7 protein-coding genes and 1 tRNA gene are annotated in these 20,719 nt (G+C 62.8%); 2 read left to right on the top strand and 6 right to left on the bottom strand.

Annotation, left to right across the window (positions count from 1 at the left end; translation table 11 throughout):
* Positions 1–621: 621 nt before the first annotated feature.
* Positions 622–1,641: a hypothetical protein gene (locus H3U89_RS04865; RefSeq protein WP_198178293.1), complete on the top strand. Its 1,020-nt coding sequence runs from the start codon at positions 622–624 to the stop codon at positions 1,639–1,641.
* A 376-nt stretch (positions 1,642–2,017) separates the two neighbouring features.
* On the opposite strand, the gene H3U89_RS04860 is transcribed toward H3U89_RS04865, so the two are convergent.
* A complete protein-coding gene (locus H3U89_RS04860) occupies positions 2,018–2,488 on the bottom strand; it encodes a holo-ACP synthase (protein WP_198178294.1) in 471 nt (156 codons plus the stop codon).
* Between the two features lie 742 nt (positions 2,489–3,230).
* Here H3U89_RS04860 and H3U89_RS04855 point away from each other — a divergent pair.
* Positions 3,231–3,554, top strand: a complete 324-nt coding sequence (locus tag H3U89_RS04855; protein ID WP_332460501.1) for an RDD family protein — start codon at positions 3,231–3,233, stop codon at positions 3,552–3,554.
* Between the two features lie 900 nt (positions 3,555–4,454).
* Here H3U89_RS04855 and H3U89_RS04850 read toward each other — a convergent pair.
* From H3U89_RS04850 to H3U89_RS04830, 5 genes are all read right to left on the bottom strand, one after another.
* A tRNA-Gly gene (locus H3U89_RS04850) sits at positions 4,455–4,528 on the bottom strand.
* A 2,104-nt stretch (positions 4,529–6,632) separates the two neighbouring features.
* Positions 6,633–15,998, bottom strand: coding sequence for a type I polyketide synthase (locus H3U89_RS04845; protein ID WP_198178295.1), 9,366 nt, complete (start codon positions 15,996–15,998; stop codon positions 6,633–6,635).
* Positions 15,999–16,049: 51 nt separating this feature from the next.
* Positions 16,050–17,621, bottom strand: a complete 1,572-nt coding sequence (locus tag H3U89_RS04840; RefSeq protein WP_198178296.1) for an acyl-CoA carboxylase subunit beta — start codon at positions 17,619–17,621, stop codon at positions 16,050–16,052.
* The gene (locus H3U89_RS04835; protein ID WP_198178297.1) at positions 17,618–19,453 is read right to left on the bottom strand and encodes an acetyl/propionyl/methylcrotonyl-CoA carboxylase subunit alpha; all 1,836 of its coding nucleotides are present in this window, start codon (positions 19,451–19,453) and stop codon (positions 17,618–17,620) included. Before H3U89_RS04835 ends, H3U89_RS04840 begins: the two co-directional genes overlap by 4 nt.
* Positions 19,454–19,518: 65 nt before the next feature.
* Positions 19,519–20,280 carry a biotin--[acetyl-CoA-carboxylase] ligase gene (locus tag H3U89_RS04830; RefSeq protein ID WP_198178298.1) on the bottom strand — a complete coding sequence of 254 codons (762 nt, stop codon included), beginning with the start codon at positions 20,278–20,280 and terminating at the stop codon, positions 19,519–19,521.
* Positions 20,281–20,719: the final 439 nt, after the last annotated feature.

Genomic DNA, 20,719 nt, shown 5'->3' with positions numbered 1-20,719 from the left:
GTTCCATTAGCTTCGTCCTTGTCTGGCCACACCACACAACCTCAAGATTGGGCGTGATCCCATCAAAACATATTTAGCAGGGTTATACGCTAGCCAAACCAATCGCCCAAAACCGTTTACCTCCTTCAAAGACAAGGCTGAAGATGTAAAGTTGGCTGCACTTATCGCGGTATTCCCTATGCCTGCCCTCATCGATGAGCTCAGAGACACCAGCAGCGACCCCATATATATGCGAGCACTGAAGTCAAAAACAAAGAGCGAAAGACATACCTGCTGCACTCCCACGCGACGACAGAACGATTCGAAATCACTCTGGTTGTTGGTTTTGAATTATCGTGGCGAACCTACCAGCCATCCGTTCTGAAATCTTTGAGCTGAGAGTAAGCGAAGAGGATTGGACCAATGACAACGATGTTCCCCTTGATGGAATCACGCCCGCTGATGCAGGGAACGCATGAAGTCAAGTCCTGCGAACCTGCTACAAATGTGATTATTCACACGTATGCGGGGAATACGCGTAGTATGCGCAAAAAGTTTGCATCAGTAAGGATTATCTTCGAGGATGCAGGCGTTCTGTCGCAGACCATACAAGGCCTGCACCATGAGGGAAGGGAATCAGTCATGGCATGGAAGGGGAATGCGCAGGGCGCATCGGCGAAGGCCGACCATTGGCATTTCATCGTCGGCCTCGTGGCCGTCCTGGTGGTTGCCGCGGGCCTGTTGCTAGGGGTGTGGGCTTGGTCTTCGCATGTCAAGGCGGAATCCCTGGCCGACTGCCGGTCGCAAGCGGCTTCCGCGACTCGGAGCGTGAAGGCCTACAAGACGGACCGGGCTGCGGCGCAGCGGCGGGCCCGGGCCATACCCCAGGGCGACGTGTCCGACCTCAAGGTCGTGGCCGCCGTGGACAAGGCCGCCAAGCCCTCCGTCCCCGCAGTGCCTTCGTGCAGCGTGGACGACTCGTGGAGTTCGTTGAGAGCCTTGGCACAGCAGGCCGCCCAAGTTGCCGCCAAGGCTGATGCCGCCGACCGCGGCGTCAAAGCGGCCTCGGAGAAGGTGGCCCATGACGAGGCCAGGACAGTCAAGGCGCACCTGGACAAGGCAATCGCTGACGGGGACTCGCTGCTCTCGGGCAGCGACGGCCAGGTGGCGGACAACGCTGTGCGCGACGCCCTGAAGACGGTGCTCGACCAGGCCAAGGCCGTGCAGGCCGACGCCAAGGCAGACACCAACGCGCGGCGCAAGGCCATCCAGGACCTCGCCAGCCAGATGCAGGCAGTCAATGACTCGAAGACCGCCAAGGCCAAAGCCGATCAGGAGGCCGCCGATCAGCAGGCCGCCGATCAGCAGGCCCAGCAGGCGGCTGTTGCGGCTCCGGCGCCTTCCTCGGGCCACACACGAGGCGGCTCTGCCAGCACTTCGGCCCGTTCCAACGGCTCCAGATATGCACGAGGCGGATCCCGCAGCGGCCAGACCGCTCGTCGGGGAGGCGGATCAGGAGGCGGCTATATCACTCCTGCGCCTTCGTCGGGAGGTAGCGGCTCCAGCTACGCTCCCGCCCCTGATCACTACACCCAGGAGCAGATCGACGGAGCCCATCACTACATGTGCGTGACGCATCCTGCGATCACTTCCGGGTGCTGAGCCCGCCGGGCATACGAAAGGGCCGTCCCTCCGAAGCCGGAGGGGCGGTCCTTTGCGTCTTCGGCCCAAATCACGCCCCTGCCATGCCGCACCTGAATTCCTTGCAGACGCACAACCGAACGCTGCGCCGGGATCACCTCCACGTAAGCAGGGAACACGCCTCAAGAGGAGGCTGTATGTAGTCTACACGCGAACCGCAGTCAACCCTTGGAGCGAGGCATGTAATACATGTGCTGACTACATCTGAAGCCTTGAAGATCGAATTCGACTTCGACACAGTCAAAGTATCGCCTCACATGCCGAAGACTTCATATTTAGCCACCTAAGGCTATAGCCAGGGATTAACACCACATGCGTCACATGTCCTTGTCTAGTTTCAGATACGCCTGCACAAAAGTACAACCGCCGAAGCCATCGGTCCATCATGGCTGAGAGCGATGTGCCAGCACAACTGCACTCGATCGACCTGACCACCGGGTAGAGGCAAGGAATGGTAAAGCCTGGCTTCCACGGAGGACTCTAGATTTACGCTCGGCCGACCTCGGCCGTCGTCCAAGATTTCCACCCCGCTCCAGGGGAAATCATCCAGATCATAGGGCGATGGCTCAGACCCCAGCGCCTGCGACCAAGCTTTGAGCACCGACTCCTTACCAGCCCAGCGCACCGCCAAATGCGCCGTTATATCGTCACGCTTGAGCAGGGACCGCTGCTCGGCCTGCCGCCGCTCCCGTGGTGAGAACAAGCTTGTCATACGCGTGCCTGGCATGGCCAGCTGCCGGCCGAACTCCTTCACATCGACCAGATCATGACCCAACCCCAGCACCTGTCCAAACCCGGCATCTTCCATAGGCCTGAGTATGCCCCTCATCGGCCACTGCAGCAAATCATCCGATCAGAAACTCGAAAACTACACAACCTGGGGTCCTAATCAACAATCACTGCAATCTTGCACAAACAGCCCTAGAAAGGGATAAACCACAAGGAACAAGAGGTTAGCAAGAAAGGAAGGTATGGATAAGAATAGATAGAGTGAGAGTCTGCCATATCTCATAGAGCGAAGTCAGCAGCCTGCTTGGAAGTCAGCGGGCTGGGACAACCGCACACAAATCATTTAGGAACATTCAGCGCAGCAACTCAGAGGTTCTTCGCAGGGCTTGAAGCTACAGGAATCCAATCCAAGCGGCGATGAGCATACATTGTCCTTAGCTTGCCACGTACCTGCGAACGGAGGTACAGAAACCAGTGGCAAAAGAATCATGAGCAGCTAGACATTGATCAGGAGTTCAAATCACTCGGTCATGCTCTTATGCCTATGCGTGAATCTCAGCTAGAGTGGTTCACGCCTGTTTGTTTGTTCGGGAAGCACTGCGACCTTTTCCAGCTCGGAGTGGAGTTGCTTGAGTCCTTCGCTCTCGATGCGCAGCCCAGAGAACGTCATCATAGACAATGCAGGGTTACGCTTATCGTACCGACAATAAAAGCAAGAGAGTGGTGTTGAGAGAAGGGTAATAATGTCAGCTTTATGGTGGCGCAGAGTGGCGTCGTAACTGCTTCGCATAGTATTGCCTGCATCGTTGCTATCGCAGTTGGTGGGGACCATTGCATTTGGAAGATCTTCGCCAGGCGGATCTGCTCAATCCTGGATCGATTGCGCTTCTGTGGCTGTTGCCTGCGTGATTTCCGCATGGTCCGCGCGCAATGGGCAATCCTGGGCGCACCGTCTCCTCAAGCTTCAGGTATGCGATCAGGATTCCAACCTGCCCATATCCGGTCTGAGAATGGGCGTGCGGGAGATAGCGCATCTTGCTGATTTCGCATCGCTCTTCATTGGTTTTCTTTGGCCTTTATGGGATGGCAGAGGGCAGACCTTCGCCGATAAGATCATGGGAACAACAGTGACCAGAAAACAATAGGCATGCCTGCAATGCCGCGACGACGCCCGTACCCATCGTGCAGGCATGCGAAGAAGATACGGCTTCCAGCAGCAAGCAAGCTGCAGGCATTAGTGCGCATGGCGCAGCACACTATAGCTGGGTTTCATCCGTATACTGCTGGCCGCTATGTATCTGCTTGACAATGGCGAACGCCGACCGTATAGCCACGTATATCACCAGCAGCACTATAGCGATAATCCAATTAGTCATGGGAATGGAACCCTTAGGGCCACCCATGAAATGCAAGGAGACAAACCCAAGAATAATCAACGCCAGGCATAGCAGAACAACAAAGGTCGCTCTCCCAGCGGTCACTCCTTTGGGGAATAGACGAGTCACACACTCGACCAGGCAGATAATTGACAGCGCAAAACCGACGGATGCCACAATACTCACTATCATCACCCCGCCAATCCCTTGAACAATGCCCAACAACCATCAACACCGCGGGCTGCCAGCAGTGTCTTTCCTAAAGTAATCTCGAATCTCTTTCAATCTTTAAGGAAGCGGCAGCATTCTTGCCAAGCTTCATACCTCGTAATGCACCAAGCATACTTGACTGGATATAACAACTCAATTAGCTTTCCATTCCTGGCGGCCCGTTTTATCAACTGTCCAACCTGGTCATAGAACCCAGAGATGGTTCCAGTGGAAATGCCAGTAGCCTCTCCCGTCCTGGACGATTACGATACCTGTGCGACATCTGGGAGGCCTTGTTGCTGCAGTCAGCTGAGCATCTCCGATGCGTATCCTATCGTGTACCCATTTAACCAGTAAAGCGCCGAATGCTGGGGAAGATTTCGCTCAGTCAGACCCGATCCTGACCGCTCCAAGTTGTTGGAAAACCCGCCGAGAATGGCGGAATACCAACGATAATCATGGAGCGGGCGACGGGAATCGAACCCGCGTAATCAGTTTGGAAGACTGAGGCTCTACCATTGAGCTACGCCCGCAAAGCCGTTGGCTCGGTACAGAGCATAGCACATGGGCCGGCCGGAACATGCAGTAAATTGGTCATCCGAGGTTTAATTCAGCGCGAAACCTATGTAGACATCTCTGGACCGAATCCCTGTGCGACATGGAGACCTGCGCCGATTACCCCTCCCCCACGGATAACCGTGAAGATTCATACAGAAATTCTGGCCCTTGCCGGCCGAACTAATATCAGGCAGTTCATCCACATTGAATAAAAACCCTCTCTCGCCAGTATCGCTTCATTGGGTATGCATGGATCAATCCCGTGGATCCGAGGAACATCTTGCGTGTACCCGCGACTGCCTGAGCACTGCGGGATTATTCATGCTAACGCGGTAGCCACTCATTACTGAATACTATGTATGGAAAAGAACAAATATTCCGCAAGATCTTTCATTTTTACAGAGCGAGGCGAATCGGACTGATATCAAGCCGCCATTCGATCTTGAAGAAAGAAAATAATAGGGAATTGACATTGACAGCGGCAAGTTCGCCGCGCACATCAGCCTCGTCTTTCGACGATGGAAATTCCACTATGCCCGAGCATCGATTGCAATGGCTGAAATCATGCGGACGATAACAGTATGAGCATTAATTCTTCTGATACCATCTAAAGCAACGTCAACAGATATTTATTATGCAGTTCTCAAAAACGAGAACAGCGGGAAACAAGTAGTTGGCCACAGTTGAGAAGGGAACTATAGCCAAACATAATTGCCGAGTAGTTAGCCTAGGTTCTTCTGCTTTGATTAACGAAGAGATGAGATTTGTTTGCAGATGAGGTCAGATGTCAGCTTGTTGCTGCGGAGCTAGCATCATAGCCTATGCGACAACTTGTTCTGCTTCAGTATCGACAGATTGACCCTACCTAATTTTGGCAGCTTTTCATCTTGCAGCTCCTTCTCAAGAAAGGAAATGAAATGATATTAGCCATTAAACATTTTCTGTCATTATGTTCAGATGACCTCAAAAACAATTGGGGCGAGCCAGATTACATGAAGCAGCTCGTTGGGGCTACGATATTCGGATTGTGCGGTGTAGCTTTTGGTGTCGCGATGTTCGTTTTATTTCCTTAGACATGCACGATACCTTGCTGCAATATAGTTATATCTACGAGCGCAGCAAACACCGATGAGTGCGGTGTCTTTGCGGAAACGCCGAGTCAGTACGAGCTACCATTATTCACTGGCTGTCGCTTCCCATCAAGGACACCTATCCGTGGGGCAACAATAATCAGTGAGGTTTAGACGACAACATCGTGCACACACGGGGCATGCCTGTCTTTGTTCTGAAAGATAAAGCGGTACTCCTTACAAATCCCTCCAGTCAGCATAGGAACCTTCCAGTCCCTAGGCCTTGCCTCAGGCATAAGGACTCATGTCTAGGAAACCAACTCGAATAGGCAACTGGAAACAGGCAATCCCCTCAATGCAGTAAATCGTCCGATCCGACACCACCAACAACCAGTACCTGCGTCAGCTTTTAAGGGTCCCGCCCACAGCATAAGGGGAAAAATATCGGCGTGGCTATGGTGGTCGGGCTTCTTGGCATGAGTATTATGGCAACAAACCTCAGCAGCAGGAATCCCATAGCAGCGGCCACTAACACTAACACTTCGCACGAGTAAGCGGCCGGACGACTCCCCCAAGACAAGTTCGGCCATTCGGGTGGCCCAGCAATAATCCCAAGTAAAACCTGGGCCACCCATCTACTTTTTTATACCTTTTCATGAATGGGGTCCAATCATGTTCAGGTTGTAAGGGCCGCCTGTCCCTCAAGCAGCTTTGAAGCAACCCAATGCACGCCCTTCTTAATCGTACTGAAACCAGATACAGATCGTATGCCTGTGTGGGACAAGACAAGTGAAGGCCATAACCAAGCCTGACGTACCCAGAATCATTTCAATCCACGCTCCCGTGAAGAGAGCAATCACCCGAGTACGAGCAGTTGATGAGATCTATCCATAACAAAAGAGGAGGTGAGCCGTCTGGCCCACCTCCCTGATCAGTGCAGCGATTGAACTCTCACCGATTTCCCATCTCCCACTGCAAAAGACGGGGAATCGACCAACTCGGGTTGCTCTCAGCTCCGGTCGTAGTAGCCGTCGGCACCTAGTCGGGCCTGGGGATCCAGCAGCATGGCCTTCTCGACCTCATGGCCCACGTACCCGTGGCCGTCCTCATGGAAGCGGCGGTTGTCGATGGGCTCGTAGAGCGGGGCCCGACCCATGCGGCCCTCCTCCAGACGGCGCTGACCAGTGGCCAGGCGGTCGTTGGCCCGGCGACGCCACTGGTCCAGGACCTCCTGGCCGGAGGTCTTGAGCACAGCCGCCTCAAAGGCTCCGGGGCTGACGATGACCCCGATGCCGGAGACGTGGCCAAAGCCCAGGGAGGTAACCAGTCCGGCCTTGATCCTGCCCACCTTCAGAGGCTGCTCCAGCCATACCAGATGGTCGTCGCGTCTCAGGACCGGATCCACGCAGTCCAGGGAGGCATTGGCCGGGATGACCCCGGACCGGAAGAGCTGGGTGAGCCCGTTGATCTGGAAGATGCAGGCGCCGCCCTTGGCATGGCCGGTCAGGCTCTTCTGGGAGATGACGTAGAGCGGGTTGCCGTCCGTCCGCCCGATGGCGTGGGCCAGGGTGTTGTGCAGCTCGGACTCGTTGGGGTCGTTGGCGTTGGTGGAGGTGTCATGCTTGGAGACCACGGCGATGTCGTCGGGGTCCACACCCAGCTTGGCCAGCGAGCGCACCAGGTCCGAATCCCTGCCGCCCATGCCGGCCGCCAGAGCCCCCAGCCCGGGTGCGGGGATGGAGGTGTGGGCACCGTCTGCGAAGGAGTGGATGTACCCTACCACGCCAGCCACGGGCAGACCCATGTGCAGGGCGATGTCGCCTCTGGTCAGCAGGATGGTCCCGCCGCCCTGGGACTCCAGGAAGCCGCCGCGCCGACGGTCGTTGGCCCGGGAGAAGAACCGGGGCTGGATGCCCTTGGCGTACATCTCGGCGGAATCGGCGGTGGCGTTCATGTTGCCGAAGCCGATGACCGACTCCACGCCGATGTCGTCGATGGCGCCCGTGACCACGAAGTCCGCCTTGCCCAGGGCGATCTTGTCGGCGCCCTCCTCAAGGGAGACCGCAGCCGTGGCACAGGCCGAGACCGGCTGGACCATGTTGCCGTATCCGCCGATGTAGGACTGCATGACGTGCGCGGCCACCACGTTGGGCAGGGCCTCCTGGAGGATGTCCGTGGGGATCTCCTTGCCCAGGAAGCGGTCCAGGTAGAGCTTGCGCATGGAGGCCATGCCACCGAAGCCGGTCCCCTGGGTGGAGGCCACCTTGGATGGGTGCACGGCCTGGAGGATCTCCACAGGGGTGAATCCGGCCGACAGGTAGGCGTCCACGGTGGTCACGATGTTCCAGAGGGCGATCTGATCCACGTCCCCGACCATGGAGGCAGGAATGCCCCACTTGACCGGGTCAAAGCCCTTGGGGAACTGGCCGCCCACGGTCCTGGACATGGTGGCCCGACGCGGCACGCGGATGCGGGAGCCGGGCAGACGGGTGACGGTCCACTCGCCGGACTGCTCGTCGCGAGCGATGCTGGTGTGGTCCGGATCCTGGGCCACGTATTCCTGAGCCATGTCCTTGGTGGGCACCGAGAAGGCCACGTCGTGATCTAGGAAGACGTCGACCTCCTCTTCATTGGTGCCCTTGCGGTAGTCGGAGCCCATGCCGTCGTCGAAGGGACGGATGCCGGAGCGGGCCACCACCTGGTCGTGGTAGCGCTCGGCGATGTCCTGCTCGGGGACCAGCTCGCCGTCGGTGTCGTACCAGCCCGGCTTGGGGCTGTCCTGCCACTCGACCAGACCCATGTTCCAGGCCAGTTCGAGCACGGCTGCGGCACTCAGGTCGACCTGTCCATCCGAGTGGATGCCCATCTCGGCCTCGAAGCGTGTGCGGCCGGAACCCCAGGGACCCATCTCGCCGATGGAGACGATGACGATCTGATCCTCGGGCCGAGCGGTCACGCCCTGCCAATCCTGCAGATCCACCGGGGCCTGGGCGGGCACCCGGGGTGTGGGCAGGGCCTTGATGACCCGGTCCGGATCCTTGTCGGCATCTGCGGATGCATCCCCGGACTTTCCGGCTGGAGTCGGTGTCGACGGATCGTCGTCCTGGGCAGCCTCGGCCTTCAGGGCCTTGAGGTCCAGCGGGCTGGAGCCCAGGCCGCCGGTCAGGTCGGCCTGAAGCGGGGCCTGGAGGGCCTGCTGACGTGCTTCTACAGTGCAAAGCTCCAGCAGGGAATCAGCCATCTGACCGGTGGAGTAGGTGTGGATGCCGTGGCGCTCCACCACCTGGACCAGCGGATCGTTGCCGCCCATGAGCCCGGTGCCCCGGACCCAACCGATCAGCGGATGAGCGAAAGTGACCCGCCCCGACCAGTCCTGCTCAGGGCGGGACCGGTTGACGATGGCGTCCAGGGCGGCCTTGACCTCCCCGTAGGCTCCGTCGCCGCCGAACATGCCGCGGTTGGGCGAGCCGGGCAGGACCACATGCAGACGGTGGTCGACATCGGTGTCCGCCCCGATGCCGGCAAACCCGGCAATCTGGCGCTCCAGGCTCCAGAGCATGAGCCGGGCCTGGGACTCGAAGAGCCGGCCGGAGTCGGCCATGGTCCCGTGCATGGCAGGGGCTGCGAAGGGCAGCAGCAGGGTGGGCTCGTAGGCGGGCTTGAGCACGGTGGTCGTGGCCCCCGTGGTCTTGCGCTGCTCATTGCCGACCCAGTCGACCAAGGCATCCACATCCCGGTAGCTGGACAGGTTGGCGGGCACGATCCAGAGACGGGCACCGCCCACGGCATGGCGACGGTAGAGGTCGCGGGCCCAGATGACGGTCTGCGGCTTCAGGGAATGGCAGACGGCGATGACCGTCGCCCCGCCCTCCAGGAGGCCCGCAGTCACAGACCCTGCGATGGACTTGGGGGCCACGCCGGTGACCACGGCCACGTCCTTGGCGAATCGTGCCGCGGTCTGGTCCGAGTCGGCAGGGGTCATGGCCTGGTCGGCGATGCCGCTGAAGACCCGTGCCAAATCCTGCTCACCGCGTTTGTCTGCCTGCTCGGCGTACCAGACGGCCTGATCGTGCACCTCGCGTCCGGCTCCTACGAAGCTCAGATGACTGCGGTCATCATCGTGCTCGTGGTAGATGTGAGCCAGATCCTCACGGGCGCTGGCCCAGCGATCGTCGAAGAGGACGGCGCGCGAGGCCTCGAACCGTGGCGCCACCTGCTCGGGCCAGTCGCTGCCCAGCTCGGCATCGACGGCGGCCACAACGGCAGCATCCTCATTCTCGCCAGGCTGGACGACCGGAGGCTTAAGCCCCAGTTTGTCCAGGAGGAAGCGGGCAGTGGAGGCCAGCACACCCTCAGAGCCGGTCACCTGGGCTGCGAAGGCATCCAGGGCAGCGGAGTCGACCACGGCACCGCCGGCGGCACCGCCTGCAGAGGGCATGGAGACCGTGACGCCGTGACGCTGGGCCACCTGCTGAACAGCCTGGTCGATCAGCGCATTGGCCGCAGGCACCGTGGAGACAGCCTCGGTGGGCAGAAGCGCCAGATCGCCGCCACGCGAAGAGGCACCCTCACGTGTGTCCAGGACCAGGCTGGCCACCGTGGCCGAGACCCAGCCGGCACCCAGCTGCCAGACGTCGGAGACCCGCTGCTCGACCTGCTGCAGCTTGAGGCCGGAGGGGCCGAAGAGGTCGCGGATGCGTTCACGCACGATGTCGGAGAGCACCGGACCGAAGGGCCGATAGTTGGGGGCCACCTTGTTCACCAGGGCACTCAGGTCGGTCATGCTGGCCTCGGCTGCTCCGTCCACGCTGGCCACGCCCAGCTCCGAGCTGATGTCCATCAGCAGCTGGTTGCGCCTGGAGGAGACGCCGTTGGTCAGGGTGTCGGTGGTGTCGGTCTGCCCGATCTGCTCGGGACGGATCTTGGTGGAGTAGGCCAGCAGAACGGCGATGGCGTCCGAGGCCTTGAAGGGCAGGTCGGCCACATCGGCACCTGATGGGCCACCGACGGTCGGGGCCGGAGCAGGAGCCGAATCCTCGGCTACCGCAGGGGCAGAGGCAGGGGCTGGAGTTGGCTCCGATGCCGGTGCAGGCGCAGCAGCCTGAGCCTGAGCAGGTTCAGGGCTGGATTCCTGGACCGGGGCTGCGGGCTCCTCCTCCACTGAGGCCATGGGATCGGTGTCGGTCAGATAGACCCGGCTCTCGTCCCGGCCCAGGTTGTAGACGCTCACGTGACGCTCGCGGAAGTCGGGCAGCTTCAGGGTCTTGGTGCCCAGATTGGCCAGGGTGGGCGAATGACCCAACCCAACCTCAATCAGCTGCTCCACGCCAAGGCCGCCCTGCTCGGGGGCATCGAACATGAGTGCCTGGGTCTCGATCCAGCGCACAGGGGAGGCGAACTGCCAGGAGAGCAGCTCGGTCAGCAGCAGACGGCCCAGCTTCTGGTCGTCGGCCGCATACTGGTCCCAGACCTTGGGATCGTCCAGAGCCTGCTTGATGCGTTCGGAAGGGACCACCTCCAGGATAGAGGCCGCGAACTCCTTGGTCATCTGGAAGGGCCGTGCAACCAGGTTGGGTATGTAGCGACCCTCCAGGCGGGAGTAGTCGATATGCTCGGGCAGCAGGGCGTCCAGGGTGTCGCGGAACTCGGGCACCCCCTTGCGCAGCAGGGTGGAGTGGAAGGGCACGTCGATGCCGGGCACGTACATGAAGGCCGGCTTGCCACCCGCCTCCTTGGCCCGACGGTTGGCATCGGCACGCAGATACTCCAGACCGGCTATGGTCCCGGCCACGGCGTATTGCTGGCCGGCCAGGTTGTAGTTGACGATCTCCAGGAATTCGCCGCACTCCTTGGACACGGACTCCACATACTGCTTGACGCCGGAGTCGCCCACGCCGAACTGGTTGGGACGCAGGGCGCCCATCCGGTAGTTGCTGCGTCCCTGCTCGTCACGTTCGATCAGGGAGTGCATGGTGGACCCGCGGTGGAAGACCAGCTCCAGGACCGTCTCCAGGGACATGACCCCGGCGAAGGAGCTCAGGGCGTTGTACTCGCCCAGGGAGTGGCCGGCGAAGTAGGCGGGCCAGATGTCCATGCCGGACTCGCGCAGGCGGGCGGTCTGGGCGAAGGCTACTGTGGCCAGGGCCACCTGGGTGAACTGGGTCAGGTTGAGCAGACCCTCCGGATGGTGGTAGGTGACCCCCTTGGCCGTCAGGGTGTGGGGGTTATCACGCACCACGGCCAGGATGGAGAACCCAAGCTTGCTGCGGGTCAGGGCATCGGCCCGTTCCCAGGTCTCGCGGGCGGCCGGAGACTTGGCCCTCTCGTCCAGGACCATGCCCTGCTGCTGGATTCCCTGGCCGGGATAGACGTAGGCGGTCCGTGGGGCGCGGGCGATGGCCGTGCCGCGGGAGACCAGCTGGCCGTCGATCCTGCAGGTGACCTCCAGGACCAGGCCACCATGGCGGACCTTGCCCACACGCTCCAGGCTGATCTCCACCTTGTCGCCCAGCTGGACCATGCCGTACATGTTGTAGGTCCATCCGGCGATCTCGTAGTGGACGCCCTGCTCGTCGGTGGCCTGCGCCGCATACTGGGCGGTGGCCGACAGCCACATGCCGTGCACCAGCGGCGCAGACAGGCCGGAGACCGCGGCACCCCGCCTGGAGGTGTGGATGGGATTGAAGTCCCCGGAGGTGCGTGCGAAGGCGGTCATGTCCTTGGGGGCGGTGACGGTGACGCGGCGCAGCAGCCTGCGTGGTGTGTCCACCGTGTCGGCGCGGATGCCACCGTACTCGGGAGCCTCCTGGGGAAGCTGGTCGCTGTAGGCGCGGCCACGGATGGCGAAACGCTCGACCTCGCGGGCCAGCACGGTCCCGTCCTGGGCGGCGTGGACCACATGGATGGTCACCACCCGGCCGGAGGAAGATTCCTGGTAGGGCTCGGCCCAGCTGGTCAGCTCGATCCGCTGGCCGGTGTGTTCCAGCAGGCGCTTCTCGCTGACCTCCAGCTCGATCAGGTGGTCCAGATGGACCGCGTTGAGCAGGCCCTCGATGATGGGGAAGCCATCCACATAGACGGATCCCAGGGCTGCGTAGATGGCCGGCCAGGCAGGACCCACCAGGGCGTCGGGGGCGAAGCCTGAGGGGATCAGCGCATCGGGCAGGGCGCCTCCGGTGGCCGCCTCATGGTCGAAGCCCAGGTTGGATGCCAGGGTGTAACCGCTGTGGGCCAGACCGAAGGGGTGGTCAGGGTCATCGCCGTCCTTCTCGATGACAGGCATGGCCTCCAGCTTGTCGCCGGTGATGGTGATGTTGCCGATGCCGGCTGTATCGGCCAGCAAGGCGTAGACATCCTTGGGCAGGCGGCTACGGTCGACCACCGGGAAGAGGCCGACCTGGTCGCTCTTGAGGGTCAGCGGTACGACGATGTCGCGCACCGCATGCCGGTCCAGGCCGCCGTCGGGGTCGTCGTCCCAGTAGGTGTCCAGGTGGATGTCCAGGTCGTAGTGCTCGCCCTGGTCATCCCGGCCGGTGGCGGTGATGGTGTAGTTTGGGTCGTCCATGGCCGTCCCATAGGCAGGATTGGCCATCAGGTGGTCCACCCAGGAGATGTTGGGGCTGCGGCGGATGAACTCCTGTGCGTCGGCAGCGCCTGCCAGCTGACTGTAGGCCTTGGCAGGACCGCTGTCCAGGTCGCGCACCCGGTCTATGGCCGCCTGCTCGAACCGTCCCAGAATGGAGGCCACCGGCTCGTCCACCGTGGTGATGCCCGCCACAGAGATGGGTCCGGGGATGGCCCTGACCGAGTCGGCGCCGTAGCGGGGGTCCTCGGACTGCCAGAGCTGATCCTGACCCCACCAGCGCAGCAGATCGTTGTCGATGACCGGCACGAAGGGCATGGGCTTGGGGTACTCGCGTACCAGGACGGGGAACCAGGCCACATCGGTGGGCACCACCTTGAGTTCGGCAGCCTGGGGATAGGCCTCATGCAGCCGGCGAAGCGCCTGCTCCGGCTCGGCAACATCCTGCCTGGAGGCGAAGATGGAGTCGAACTCGCCGCTCTGACGCTCGCAGACACGGGCCTCGATGCGCCGCAGCAGGTGCAGGAAGCGGTCGATGTAGGTGTCGTCGGCCCAGGGGTAGGCCAGGTCGGCGAAACGCTGGGCCCAGTTCTGGTAGGTCATGGTCTCCAGATCGCCGAAGTAGGGCTTGGCGGTCTTGTTCAGAGCCTCGATGATCTCCCCGCGGCGGGTCTCCAGCTCCTCGGGGTGCTTCATGACCCGGACCAGCAGGCGGCCGCACTCGGCGGAGGAGTTCTCCATCTCGTAGATGTCGGCGTGCAGGTGGCTCAGGCCGGAGCCCACTCCCCCAACAGACTTGCCGCTGGGCACCCACTTCTCGCCCATGGGGGCGAAGGGATCCGGATCGGGGGTGGAGGTGTCGATGCCGGGGGTGGCCACCAGAGCCCGCTTGATCTCGGGATTGGTGTGGGCCTCCTTGGCGGTCATGGCCGCCGTGCCGATCATGACGCCGTCCACGGGCATGTCCGGCAGATGGTATGCCCGGGACCACTGGCCGCTGATGTAGTCGGCCGCCCGCTCAGGGGTGCCGATGCCGCCGCCGGCCACCAGAACGATGTTGGGGCAGGCGCGAACCTCGGCGTAGGTGGTCGAAAGCAGGTCGTCCAGGGACTCCCAGGAGTGATGGCCGCCGGCGGCCCCACCCTCGACCTCCATCAGAATGTGGGTGGGGGCTACCTTGCGTGCGATGGCGACGACCTGGCGGATCTGGTCCACCGTGCCGGGCTTGAAGGCCACGTAGGGGAAGCCCTCCTCGTTGAGCTGACGGATCAGGGTGATGGCCTCGTCCAGCTCGGGGATGCCGGCAGAGATGACCACTCCGTCGATGGGGGTGCCGGAGGCGCGCTTCTTGGGCACGATGTGCTGGCTGCCGAACTGGAGGTTCCACAGGTAACGGTCCATGAACATGGCGTTGAACTCGACCGTGCGGCCCTCCTGCAGCTGGTCCTCCAGCTGGGACACATGGCGATCAAAGACTTCGGCGGTCACCTGGCCACCACCCGCTAGCTCGGCCCAGTAGCCGGCGTTGGCGGCCGCAGCCACGATCTCGGGCTCCACGGTGGTCGGGGTCATGCCGGCCAGCATGACCGGGGGCTTGCCGGTCAACCTGCTGAAGGCCGTCTCCACCCGGGGACCGGCCGGTGTCTCAAGCAGACGGGGAGCCAGCTTGGACCAGTCCTGGGTCCTGGCCGGATCCTCTTCCATGGTGGACAACTGCGCGCGCCGGGCCTGGTTGGAGGCCTCGACCACGCCCACGCCGGTGCCCTGGACCAGGTTGTCCACCAGCTTGCCCAGGGTCTCGCCCGGGCCCAGATCCACCAGCCAGAGGGAGGCGGCATCCTGCTGGTCCATGACCTCGGCGATCCGGCCGGCCCAGTCGGCATGGTTGAGCAGGACCTCTTGTGCCAGGACCCGGGCACGCTCGGTGTCCAGACCGCAGCGGGAGGCCCAGTCCACGCTCAGATCCACGGCGTCCTTCATGAGCGGCGAGTGGAAGGGCAGGGTCACATCCAGGTACTCCAGAACCGGTGAGAAAGCGGTTCCGCCACGGACCTTGTCCTCGCGCAGTTGGCGCTGATGCGCGCCCTCCTTGCCCGCCTCGATGGCAAAGGCGGCCAGATCCTCCGGATAGCCAGACAGGACCAGGTTGCGATCCGAGTTGGTCACGGCCACACTGATGGGGCCGCGAGCGCCGGGCACCCGATCGATCAGGACCTCCACCTGACGGCGGGTGGCACCGCGCACCGAGAGCATAGGCGTGGCCTCACCCTGGCGGTGGATGCCCAGACGACGGGCCTGACGGGTGCCGGCCGCGCCGATCAGCATGGCGGTGGCCAGGATCTGGTCGATGGCGCCCTGGGCGGCTTTGAGGGACCCAGCTGCCTGGATCTCCTGGACCATGTGGACGCCGATGATGCCCTGGGAGTGTCCCAGCAGGGCCACCGGACGGGCCTGGGCCGCATCGTAGCCCAGCTGGTCCATGTCCATGAGGGCACCCAGCTGCACCAGGGCGATGCCGGGCACGCTGACCGCCGCGTCGGCGGCCGGTCCCAGTCTGACCGGGTCAGGCCTGTAGCCGAACAGGTCCAGCTGACGGCCGTTGGTGGCCAGCAGGTCGGGTTTGACCGCCCTGAGCAGGTCGGTGGCCGCCGCCATCCGCTCCCTCAGGGCCTTGTCGATGTCGGGATCGCCCTGCAGATCGGCCAGGGCCACGGTCCAGGGGTTGGACTGGCCGGCGAACATGAGCGCGTGCGGCTGCTCGGCGAGACGGTTGATGAAGAATGTACTAGTCATGATGTCCTATTCATAGAGAGTTGGGGATTGCTGATAATGACGAGGGGAAGCTCATAGAGGCTGGTTGCCGTGGTGCTTGTCGTTGACCCTGACGCGCTGCTTGTCTGCCAGGAGGTCCATGGCCTGGATCAGGACTGGTCTGGTCTGCTCCGGGTCGATCATGGCGTCCAGCTCGCCCATCTCCAGGGAGAGATTGGCGTTGACGGTGCTGGTTTCATACTCCTGGGCCAGCCGGTCGCGCAGCTCATCCACGTCCCGGCCGGCCTCCTTGGCCTCCTGTAGGTCGCGCCGATGGATGATGTTGACCGCACCCTGGGCTCCCAGCACTGCTATCTGCGAGGAGGGCCAGGCGTAGTTGAGGTCCGCGCCGATGGCCTTGGAGCCCATGACGATGTAGGAGCCGCCGAAAGCCTTGCGCAGCACAATGGTGACCATGGGCACCTGGGCGTTGGCGTAGGCGTAGATGACCTTGGCCCCCCGGCGGATGATGCCGGCGTGCTCCTGGTCCGAGCCCGGCTTGTAGCCAGGGGTGTCCACCAGGGTGATGACCGGCAGGTTGAAGGCGTCGCAGAGGCGGACGAAACGGGCCAGCTTCTCGGAGGATTCCACATCCAGGCTGCCCGCGTCCACCATGGGCTGGTTGGCCACGATCCCCACCGGACGGCCCTCCAGGCAGGCGAAGCCCACCACGATGGACCGGGCGTAGAGCTCCTGGACCTGGACCAGCTCGCCGTAGTCAACGATGGCATGGATGACGTCCAGCACGTCGTAGGGCTGCCGGTCGTTCTCGGGGATGACCGTGGCCAGTCGCTTGGCGGCCTGGCGCTCGGCATGGCCGGAGATGAAGGCGTACCGGGGAGGCTCCTGGCCGCTGTTGGCAGGCAGGTAGGCCAGCACGGTCCGGGCATAGTCGATGGCGTCGGCCTCGTCCTCGCCCAGGTAGTGGGCCACGCCGGAACGGGTGTTGTGCACGTAGCCGCCGCCCAGCTGGTCCATGCTGATGGTCTCGCCGGTGGCCGCCTTGACCACGTCGGGACCGGTGACGAACATGTCCGAGTTCTCCTTGGTCATGATGATCAGGTCGGTCAGGGCCGGGCAGTAGACGGCACCGCCGGCGCAGGGTCCCAGGATCAGGGAGATCTGCGGGACGAAGCCGCTGGCCTGGCAGGTCTTGCGGAAGATGCGTCCGTACTGGGTCAGGGCGGCCACACCCTCCTGGATGCGGGCGCCTCCCGAGTCGATCATGGCCACGATGGGGACCTTGATCCGCAGGGCCATGTCCATGAGCCGACAGATTTTCTCACCCTCGGCCCGGCCCAAAGTGCCGCCTCGAACGGAGAAGTCCTGGGCGTAGACGCCGACCTTGCGCCCGTAGACCAGGCCGAAGCCGGTGATGACCGCAGAGCCCGCCTGGTCTCCGGCGATGTCGCCGCCGGCGAAACGGCCCACCTCCTCGAAGGTGTCCTTGTCGAAGAGCAGATCCAGGCGCTCCCGGGCGGTCTGCTTGCCCTTGGCATGCTGACGGTCGCGGGCGTGCTCCTCGGCCTGTTTGGCCAGGGCGGCGGCCCGATGGATGCCCTGGCGCACCGGCTGGGAGCCCAAGGTGGATTCGGTGACGCTCATGCCTGCTCCTCCCCGCCCAGATCCAGGGTGACCAGGGTCTGACCCGGATCCACCCCTTGTGCCACGGACACCTCGATGGTCTTCACGCGGCCCTTGGCCGGGGCATAGACGTAGTTCTCCATCTTCATGGACTCCAGAACCACCAACAGGTCGCCCTTGTCCACCTCCTGGTCGGGGGCCACGTTGATGCGGGTGACCACCGCCTGCATGGTGGCCACGATGATGCCGGACCGGGCCGCATCCTGCCGGGGGGCGCCGGGCTCCTGATCGCGCAGCCCGCGCCCGCGCAGGGGCTGCCGGGGCCGGGAAATGCCGCCGTGGCCGCCGACACCACCCATGCCTCCCAGCAGCGACTGGGGCAAGGCCAGCCTGACCCTCTTGTCGTCTATCTCCACGTTGTAGGTCTCCATGGGATCGCTGTCCCGATCCTGCTGCTGGGAGGAGGCGCCGGAGACCGAGGCGGGCTGGCCGCTCCCGTTGGAGGCAGGCTCCACATTCAGATAGACCCGTTCCAGCCACTTGGTGGACACGTCGAAGGAGTGACCGCCCTCGGCAGTGAACTCGGGGTTGGTGAAGATCTTCTGGAAGAGGCCGGCCGGGGTGGGGACCCCGCTGATGCTCATCTCGCGCAGGGCCCGACGGACCCTGGCCACGGCCGACGGACGGTCCTGGGCGGTCACGATCAGCTTGCCCATCATGGAGTCGTCCCTGGGCGAGACCGTGTCGCCCACCTCGACGCCCGAATCCACGCGGATGCCGGGGCCGGAAGGCCACTGAATCGACTCGATGGTCCCGGAGCTGGGGGTCAGGTTGGTGGCAGGATCCTCACTGGTGATGCGCAGCTCGAAGCTGTGGCCTCGGGGCGGAGGCGCCACGTTCAGGGAGCCGCCGTCGGCTATCCGCAGCTGTTCGCGGACCAGGTCCAGTCCGCACACCTGCTCGCTGACCGTATGCTCCACCTGCAGCCGGGGGTTGACCTCCATGAAGTAGACGTCGTCCCTGGAGGTGACCAGGAACTCACAGGTGCCCAGGCCCACGTAGCCCACCGTATCGAACAGACGGCGGGAGAATCCCTCCAGCTGGGCGATCACGTCGTCGGAGAGGAAGGGGGCCGGCGCCTCCTCAACCAGCTTCTGGTTGCGTCGCTGTACCGAGCAGTCCCTGGTGGAGTAGACGGTGAACTGTCCGTGGCTGTCCCTGCCGGACTGGGTCTCCACATGCCGGGCCCGGTCCACGAACTTCTCGATGAAGTAGTCGCCCAGGTCGCCGCCCTGAAGGGCATCATGGTTCATGTAGAAGGTGCGCAGCTCGTCGCTGTCGTTGATCAGGGTGATCCCCCGGCCGCCGCCGCCGTCAGCCTTCTTCATCATGACCGGATAGCCGTGCTCGTCGGCGAAGTCCAGCAGTGGGCGCATGTCGGTGACGGGCTCGCTCAGGCCTGGCACCACGGGCACCCGGGCCCGCTCGGCCACCTTGCAGGCGGTGATCTTGTCACCCAGCTCGTCCAGGACCTCCGGATCCGGCCCCACCCAGGTGATGCCCGCCTCGATCACCTTGCGCGCGAAGGAGGAGAACTCGGACAGGAAGCCATATCCCGGGTGGAGGGCGTCAGCGCCGGACCTGCGGGCGATGGAGACGATCAGATCCTCGTTCAGATAGGTCTCCATGTTGGTGTCCCCAGGCAGCAGGTAGGCCTCGTCCGCCATCTGGGCATAGGGGGCATCCCGATCCTGGTCGGCATAGACGGCCACGGTGGCGATGCCCATCTCCTGGGCGGTGCGCACAACCCGCAGGGCTATCTCGCCACGGTTGGCGATCAGCAGTTTTTTCATTCCCCTCTCCTCACTGGTTGCTCAAGGGTGATTCGGACTGACGGAAAGTATGGACAGGGTGGGCTTTAGGCCCCCACAGCGGCCACTTCGGGCAGGACGCCCACATCTGCCGTGGAAACGTCGACCTGGCTGCCGTCGGGCAACCGCACCCGCAGGGAGGCATCCGGATTGATCTGCAGGGCCCGGCCCTCCACAGGCTCACCGGCCACGGGAACGACCCTGACCCGCCTGCCCAGCGTCCAGCTGAGTTCGACAATCCGCGAGCGCAGCCCCTGTGGCCCGTTCAAGGTCCTGTCCAGCGACCCGTCAAGGCCGATGGGGGCCATCTCCCCGCTCAGGTGCCAGCTGATGGCGTCGACCAGATCGTCGCGCAGGGTCTGGTAGTCGGGCAGGGTCTGGTAATGCAGCTGCAGGGAGGTGGACTCCGCAATGGGCAGCGCCTGCCGGGGCAGCAGGAGGTTGATGCCGATGCCGACAGCCAGGGCCGACCAGTCCTGATCCACCCGGACCAGCTCGCAGAGGATGCCCCCCAGCTTGGCCCCGCGGCAGAACAGATCGTTGGGCCACTTGAGGGTCAGGACCCTTTTCGGGTCGCCGCCGTCAGCCAGCCGGCAGCCGTGGTACCCAAGCACATCCTGCAGGCCTTCCAAGGCAGCCAGTCCCGCCACCATGGGCATCCATCCACCTAAGGGTCCGGTCAGCAAGCTGGTGGGCAGCGGCAGGGCCCAAGTGGCCAGCAGGGAACGTCGGGGCTGATTGACCCAGGTTCGGGCAAGACGACCGCGGCACCGGGACTGCGCATCGGCAACCGCTACGCTCAGCGGCATGGTGCTCCCCCCGGCGCCCGGCCATCGCCGAATACCTTTACTTGCGACTCTTCCCTCGTATCGTGTAGTCGTAGAAACACCCTGACGGGCATTTTTTCGAGGCGTATCTTCGGCTTTTCCCCTTGTGCCAGAGGCCAGTCCCTTCACGGTCTCCGTGCTCGTTGTCGATTCACCGCCCCCAAACAGCCGCTCGACCCGGTCGCGCGCATCCGAATACGTCGAGGCTTCCAGAGCATGAGCCACGAGCGTATTGGTCGAATCGACGGTGTCGAGCACCACGATCGAGGAGAGTACGCCACTGTCCAGCGATGCCGATGGCTGCCACTTGATATTCTGATGAGGCACGCGTTCCACTATACGGCACAAGGGGTCAGCCCCGGTAGCGAACCACCCACAAAAGCGGCGGCCGGTTTTTGTATCTTTTCACAGGAGACCCTTG

It is taken from the genome of Bifidobacterium sp. W8104 (assembly GCF_016100735.1).
GTDB lineage: Bacteria > Actinomycetota > Actinomycetes > Actinomycetales > Bifidobacteriaceae > Bombiscardovia > Bombiscardovia choladohabitans.
This window is presented reverse-complemented; position numbering and strand designations above follow the sequence as displayed.